Here is a 6,669-nt window from a genome sequence, read left to right on the forward strand (position 1 = left end):
TGGAGAAGGCGTATGGATCGAAGAGAGTTCAACACGAGCCTGGCGGCGGCGTCCTTGCTCAACCTGATTGCGCCGGCCGCCCTTGCGCAGCCGGCGCCGTCTGCCCGCCTGCGAGTCGGGTTGTTGATCCATTCCGACATGATCCTGCTCGATCTGGCCGGCCCGCTCACGGCGTTCAACATGATGCAGGTGGAGGTTCATCTGCTCGCGAAGACGGAGCAACCGGTCGTCACCGATGTCCGGCTGCCGGTCGCGCCAACGGCGACATTCGACAAGGCGCCGAGGAGTTTCGATGTCTTGTTCGTGCCGGGCGGGCTGAAGGGGACCATTGCGGCGATGCAGGATACCCAGACCGTCGAATTCATCAGGGAGCAGGGCAACGCTGCGCGCCTCGTCACGAGCGTTTGCACCGGCTCCCTGCTGCTCGGTGCCGCTGGCCTCCTCAAAGGCTATCAGGCAACCTCGCACTGGTACGTCCGCGACTACCTTGCGCACATGGGCGCCGTGGTGCGGACCGATCGTGTCGTCGAAGACCGCAACCGCATGACCGCTGGTGGCGTCACGGCAGGCATCGACTTCGCGCTGACCATCGCGGCGCGGCTTTCAGGCGAGGAGACCGCAAAGCGAATTCAGCTCCTTCTCGAATACGATCCTAAGCCGCCGTTCAACTGTGGCTCGCCCGAGCAGGCCGGGCCCGCGCTGGTCGGCGACGTGCAAAAGCGTCGGCAGGAACTGATTTCGGAAGCGGAGCGCGTCTCGCGAGCTGCTGGCGTCGCAATAAAACTCTGAGAACACGAGGCATCGTATGTCGAAGGCAACCTATCTGATCATCTCCGCCGGGCTCATTTCCACGGCCGCAAGCGCACACGTCTCGCTGGAAACCAAGCAGGCCATCGCCGGCGGGTCCTACAAGGCCGTGTTCGCCGTGCCGCATGGCTGCGCCGGCTCGCCGACGGTGAAGATCCGCGTGCAGATTCCTGAAGGTGTCATCGCCGTGAAGCCGATGCCGAAGGCCGGCTGGAGCGTCGACGTCGTCGAGGGCAAGTACACGGGCGAGTACGATTACCACGGCAACAAGGTCTCGTCCGGTGCCAAGGAGGTGGTGTGGTCGGGCGGCAAGCTTCCGGATCACAACTATGATGAGTTCGTGATCAGCACGTTTCTCACCGACAGCCTGAAGCCGAACACGACGCTGTATTTCCCGGTCGTGCAGGAATGCGAAAAGGGCGTCAGCCGCTGGATCGAGATCCCCGCGGAGGGCGCTGCCCGTTCGCACGAGGGCAAATCGCCAGCGCCCGGCGTGAAGCTGCTGCCAAAGCCCTGATGCGCGTCCTCGCCGCGCTCGCGACGCTGCTGCTCTGCATCGGCTTTGCGACCGGTGCGTGGGCGCATGCGGCGTTGGTCTCGGTCGAGCCGGCAAATGGCAGCATCGTTGCGAGCGCGCCGAAGAGCGTCGAGCTGCGCTTCAACGAGGTGGTGACGCCCGGGGCGATCCGGCTGATCGACGGGACGGGAAAGGTGCGCGATGAGGCGCGCGTCAGCGCCTCCGGCGAGACCATTTCGATCGCGGTGCCGCAGGATCTGCCGCAAGGTACGGTGGTCGTCAGCTATCGCGTGATCTCGCAGGACGGCCATCCCGTCGCGGGATCGGTCATCTTCTCGATCGGCGTGCCGTCAGCGACGCAAGTCCCCACGGTTGCTGATGGCGGCGTGAACGCGCTGATCTGGCTCATGCGGATAGGGCTCTATCTCGGGCTCTTCGCGGGTGTCGGTGGCGTGTTCTTTGCGATCTGGATCGCGCGGTCGACCAACGGAATGCTCCTTCCGCGTGGCGCGCTTCTCATGGGCGTACTGGGTGCGATCGCCTCGCTTCCCCTGTTGGGGCTCGATCTCCTTGGTCTGCCGCTCACCGCATTCCTGACATCAGCGCCCTGGACCATTGCATCTCGGACCAGTGCCGGCACCGCGCTTCTGATCGCGATCGCCGCCATGCTGGTTGCCGGAATCGCGCTGCGCGGCGGGCAGGGCGCACGCGTTCTCTCGGCCATCGCGCTCGCCGGCGTCGGCCTGTCGCTCGCCAGCAGCGGCCACGCGGCGACTACACCGCCGCAGGCGCTGACCCGGCCGGCGATCTTTCTCCACGGCCTCGGCATCGCATTCTGGATCGGCGCGCTGGCGCCGCTGGTCGTTCTGATGTCGAGACCGACCGCCGCCATGTTGCCGATCCTGAACCGGTTCTCGCGCGTTGCCGTGCCGGTCGTCGCCATCCTGGCGCTGACGGGTCTGACGTTGGCTATCATTCAGCTCGAGAGCTTTGCTGCCCTGGTCGAGACCAAATACGGCGTCATCCTCTCGATCAAGCTCGCACTCGTCGCCGTGCTGCTGGCGCTGGCCGCATTCAACCGCTTGCGCCTGACGCCGGCGCTGGCCAAGAACCTCAAGACAGCGCCCGCGCTCAAGCGCTCGATCCTGGCCGAATGCGTGCTTGCGCTTGCCGTCTTCGCCGTCGTCGCCGGCTGGCGCTTCACGCCGCCGCCGCGCGCTATCGTCCCGGAGGCGCCGCTGGCGATCCATATCCATGGTGAGAAGGCGATGTTCCAGGTCCTGGTGTCGCCCGGCAAGGCCGGTACCGACGACTTCGTGCTCCAGCTCATGACAGGCGAGGCGACGCCTCTGCAAGCCAAAGAGGCGACGCTGACCCTCAGCCTGCCGGAGCGCGGCATCGAGCCTATCGAATACGACGCCGAGCTCGGCCCTGACGGCTACTGGCACGTGCGCAAGGTCGAGCTGCCATTCGCCGGCCGCTGGCATGTGCGCATCGATGCGCTGGTGACCGATTTCGAGAAGGTCACGCTGGAGGACGATATCGAGGTCGCGCCGCGATAGGCAGGTTCCAACGGCCTCAACCGGCGTCTAAAGGAAACAGAAAAATGACAGGAATTCCGTCGCGTTAGCGCGTTTTCCTCATTCCCGGCCTTGTGTTTTCGCTCCCAATCCGGTTTCACTGCAACCCCTCACTGATTCTTCGAGTGTATCCATGCGGTTGTCCCGGTTCTTTCTGCCCATCCTGAAAGAAAATCCGAAAGAGGCGGAGATCGTCTCGCATCGCCTGATGCTGCGCGCAGGCATGATCAGGCAGGAGGCGGCGGGCATCTATGCCTGGCTGCCGCTCGGCTTTCGCGTGCTGAAGAAGATCGAGCAGATCGTGCGCGAGGAGCAGGATCGCTCCGGCGCGATCGAGGTGCTGATGCCGACCCTGCAGCTCGCCGATCTCTGGCGCGAGAGCGGTCGCTACGATGCCTATGGTCCGGAGATGCTGCGCATCGCCGACCGCCACAAGCGCGAGCTCCTGTACGGGCCGACCAACGAGGAAATGATCACCGAGATCTTCCGCGCCTACGTCAAGTCCTACAAGAACCTGCCGCTCAATCTCTATCATATTCAATGGAAATTCCGCGACGAGCAGCGTCCGCGTTTCGGCGTGATGCGCGGCCGCGAATTCCTGATGAAGGATGCCTATTCCTTCGATCTGAACGAGGCGGCCGCGCGCGTCGCCTACAACAAGATGTTCGTCGCCTATTTGCGCACCTTCGCTCGCATGGGGCTGAAGGCGATCCCGATGCGCGCCGAGACCGGCCCGATCGGCGGCGATCTCAGCCACGAGTTCATCGTTTTGGCCGAGACCGGTGAGTCCGGGGTCTTCATCAATCGCGACGTGCTCGATCTGCCGGTGCCGGGCGAGGACGTCGACTATGAGAGCGATCTCACGCCGATCATCAAGCAGTGGACCTCGGTCTATGCCGCGACCGAAGACGTGCACGATGCTGCGCGCTTCGAGCAGGAGGTGCCCGAAGACAAGCGGCTCAACACCCGCGGCATCGAGGTCGGCCAGATCTTCTACTTCGGCACCAAATATTCCGAGCCGATGAAGGCGACGGTGGCGGGCCCGGACGGCGTCGACGTGCCGATCCATGGCGGCTCCTACGGCGTCGGCGTCTCGCGCCTGGCCGGCGCCATCATCGAGGCCTGCCATGACGAGGCCGGCATCAAGTGGCCGGAGGCCGTAGCGCCGTTCCGCGCCGTCGTGCTCAATCTCAAGCAGGGCGATGCCGCCGTCGATGCAGCCTGCGAAAAGCTCTATGCCGAGCTCCAGGCCAAGGGCGTCGACGTGCTTTATGACGACACCGACCAGCGCGCCGGCGCCAAGTTTGCCGCCGCCGACCTGATCGGCATCCCCTGGCAAATCATGATCGGGCCGAAGGGCCTCGCCGACGGCAAGGTCGAGATCAAGCGGCGCGCCGACGGCTCGCGCGAGACCATGTCGCCGGCCGACGCGGTTGCTCGCCTGACCGCCTGAATATTATCCACCGCGCCATTTGCGGGGCAGGCAATCCGGCCACAATTGACCCCGAATCATGGGATTATCGAGCGATGGATGAGACCATGACCGAGCCAGTGCAAACCGCGCCCTTCGCGCCGTTCGAATGGATGTTGTCGGCGCGCTACCTGCGGGCGCGCCGCAAGGAAGGATTCATCTCGGTCATCGCCGGATTCTCCTTCCTCGGCATCATGCTTGGCGTCGCCACGCTGATCATCGTCATGGCCGTCATGAACGGCTTCCGGAAAGAACTGCTCGACAAGATCCTCGGCCTCAACGGCCACATCCTGGTGCAGCCGCTGGAATCGCCGTTGACCGACTGGAAGGACGTCGCCGAGCGCATCAGCCAGGTCGACGGCGTGCGGCTCGCCGCGCCCGTGGTCGACGGCCAGGCGCTGGCGTCCTCGCCGTTCAACGCCTCGGGCGTGCTGGTGCGCGGCATCCGCGCCGACGACCTGAACAACCTCACCTCGATCGCCAAGAACATCAAGCAGGGCTCGATCGAGAATTTCGACGAAGGGCAGGGCGTGGCGATCGGGCGGCGGCTCGCCGACCAATTGTCGCTGCATGCCGGCGACAGCGTCACGCTGGTCGCGCCGAAGGGCGCGGTCACGCCGATGGGCACGACGCCGCGGATCAAGCCGTACAAGATCGTCGCGGTGTTCGAGATCGGCATGTCCGAATATGACGCCGGCTTCGTCTTCATGCCGCTTCCGGAGGCGCAGGCCTATTTCAACCGCAACAACGACGTCACCGCGATCGAGGTGTTCACCACCAATCCCGATCGCATCGACGCGTTTCGCAAGTCGGTGACGGAGGCCGCCGGCCGGCCGGTGTTCCTGGTCGACTGGCGGCAGCGCAACTCGACCTTCTTCAACGCGCTTCAGGTCGAGCGCAACGTGATGTTCCTGATCCTCACCATGATCGTGCTCGTGGCCGCGCTCAATATCGTGTCCGGCCTGATCATGCTGGTGAAGGACAAGGGCAGCGACATTGCCATCCTGCGCACGATGGGTGCCTCGCAGGGGTCGATCATGCGCATCTTCCTGATCACGGGCGCCTCGATCGGCGTGGTCGGCACGCTCGTCGGCTTCTTCGTCGGCCTCGTCATCTGCCTCAATATCGAATCGATCCGGCAGTTTCTGTCATGGCTCACCAGCACGGAATTGTTCTCGCCGGAGCTCTATTTCCTGTCCCGCCTGCCTGCCGAGATCGACGTCGGCGAGACCACCGCGGTGGTCATCATGGCGCTGACGCTGTCGTTCCTTGCGACGCTCTACCCGTCCTGGCGCGCCGCGCGTCTCGATCCCGTCGAAGCGCTCCGGTACGAGTGAGGGGCTGATGGAGCAGGGGGCGGAAGATGTGCCGGTCATTTATCTCCACGAGATAAAGCGGCAGTACGTGCAGGGTGAGAACGTGCTCACCATCCTGGACGGCGCCAAGCTCGCGCTTTGGCCCGGACAGTCGGTGGCGCTGGTGGCGCCATCAGGCTCCGGCAAGTCGACGCTGCTGCACATCGCAGGGCTTCTCGAGGCGCCCGACTCCGGCGAGGTCTATGTCGGGGGCTCCCCGACCTCGCAACTGCCAGACATCGAGCGCACGCAGCTTCGCCGTACCGAGATCGGCTTCGTCTACCAGTCGCACCGGCTGCTGCCGGAGTTCTCGGCACTGGAGAACGTCATGCTGCCGCAGATGATCCGCGGCCTGAAGCGGTCAGAGAGCGTCAAGCGCGCCAAGGATATCCTCGGCTATCTCGGGCTCGGCGACCGCATCACCCACCGCCCGGCCGAGCTGTCGGGCGGTGAGCAGCAGCGCGTCGCGATCGCCCGCGCGGTCGCCAACGCGCCGCGGGTGCTGTTTGCGGACGAGCCGACCGGCAACCTCGATCCCGGCACCGCCGAGCACGTGTTCCAGGCCCTGATGCAGCTCGTCAAGGCGACGCAAGTCTCGATGCTGATCGCGACCCACAACATGGAGCTCGCCGGCCGTATGGACCGGCGGGTCTCGCTGTCCAACGGCCAGGTGGTCGAGCTGGACTAAAATCTGAAAAACAACCCCATGCAAAGGAGTCGGCGCGCTGGCGGTGTGGCGACTTCGTATTTTACGAAATTGGCTTGACGCGTCGGGCAAATCACCGGTATTATGCCATCCTCGTAGCACGTGGGATCGGCAGAGCGCGGTTGGTCAAATCGATCTAGAGCATGTTGTTTTTTCCCGGAATCGGGATTCCCAGAGGAGACAATTTCTGATTCAAACTCCATGCTGGGGAACGGGGGCCAGCATGGATGACG

Annotated in this window: 6 protein-coding genes; all 6 read left to right on the forward strand. The window is 64.3% G+C overall.

Annotated elements, in window-relative coordinates; translation table 11 throughout:
* Positions 1-12 precede the first annotated feature (12 nt).
* The 6 genes from QQL28_RS08580 (at position 13) to QQL28_RS08605 (ending at position 6,418) form a co-directional block, all read left to right on the forward strand.
* A complete protein-coding gene (locus QQL28_RS08580; RefSeq protein WP_284263518.1) occupies positions 13-789 on the forward strand; it encodes a DJ-1/PfpI family protein in 777 nt (258 codons plus the stop codon).
* 16 nt (positions 790-805) lie between these two features.
* Positions 806-1,324 (forward strand): YcnI family copper-binding membrane protein, encoded by a 519-nt coding sequence (locus QQL28_RS08585; protein ID WP_284263520.1) that lies wholly within the window; start codon positions 806-808, stop codon positions 1,322-1,324.
* Positions 1,324-2,886: a copper resistance CopC/CopD family protein gene (locus tag QQL28_RS08590; protein WP_284263522.1), complete on the forward strand. Its 1,563-nt coding sequence runs from the start codon at positions 1,324-1,326 to the stop codon at positions 2,884-2,886. Before QQL28_RS08585 ends, QQL28_RS08590 begins: the two co-directional genes overlap by 1 nt.
* A gap of 151 nt (positions 2,887-3,037) precedes the next feature.
* Positions 3,038-4,357, forward strand: a complete 1,320-nt coding sequence (gene proS / locus QQL28_RS08595) for a proline--tRNA ligase (RefSeq protein WP_284263527.1) — start codon at positions 3,038-3,040, stop codon at positions 4,355-4,357.
* A gap of 74 nt (positions 4,358-4,431) precedes the next feature.
* Positions 4,432-5,712: a lipoprotein-releasing ABC transporter permease subunit gene (locus QQL28_RS08600; protein WP_027523839.1), complete on the forward strand. Its 1,281-nt coding sequence runs from the start codon at positions 4,432-4,434 to the stop codon at positions 5,710-5,712.
* A 4-nt stretch (positions 5,713-5,716) separates the two neighbouring features.
* Complete coding sequence (locus tag QQL28_RS08605) at positions 5,717-6,418, forward strand: ABC transporter ATP-binding protein (RefSeq protein ID WP_431309582.1); 702 nt, start codon at positions 5,717-5,719, stop codon at positions 6,416-6,418.
* The last annotated feature ends 251 nt before the right edge of the window (positions 6,419-6,669 follow it).

Origin of the sequence: Bradyrhizobium iriomotense, from assembly GCF_030160715.1 — a bacterium.
Taxonomy (GTDB): Bacteria; Pseudomonadota; Alphaproteobacteria; order Rhizobiales; family Xanthobacteraceae; genus Bradyrhizobium; species Bradyrhizobium iriomotense.

Bases quoted from the DNA above. Each gene is read 5' to 3' on its own strand.
- QQL28_RS08580 (WP_284263518.1), top strand. From the start codon at position 13: ATGGATCGAAGAGAGTTCAACACGAGCCTGGCGGCGGCGTCCTTGCTC.
- QQL28_RS08585 (WP_284263520.1), top strand. From the start codon at position 806: ATGTCGAAGGCAACCTATCTGATCATCTCCGCCGGGCTCATTTCCACG.
- QQL28_RS08590 (WP_284263522.1), top strand. From the start codon at position 1,324: ATGCGCGTCCTCGCCGCGCTCGCGACGCTGCTGCTCTGCATCGGCTTT.
- proS (WP_284263527.1), top strand. From the start codon at position 3,038: ATGCGGTTGTCCCGGTTCTTTCTGCCCATCCTGAAAGAAAATCCGAAA.
- QQL28_RS08600 (WP_027523839.1), top strand. From the start codon at position 4,432: ATGGATGAGACCATGACCGAGCCAGTGCAAACCGCGCCCTTCGCGCCG.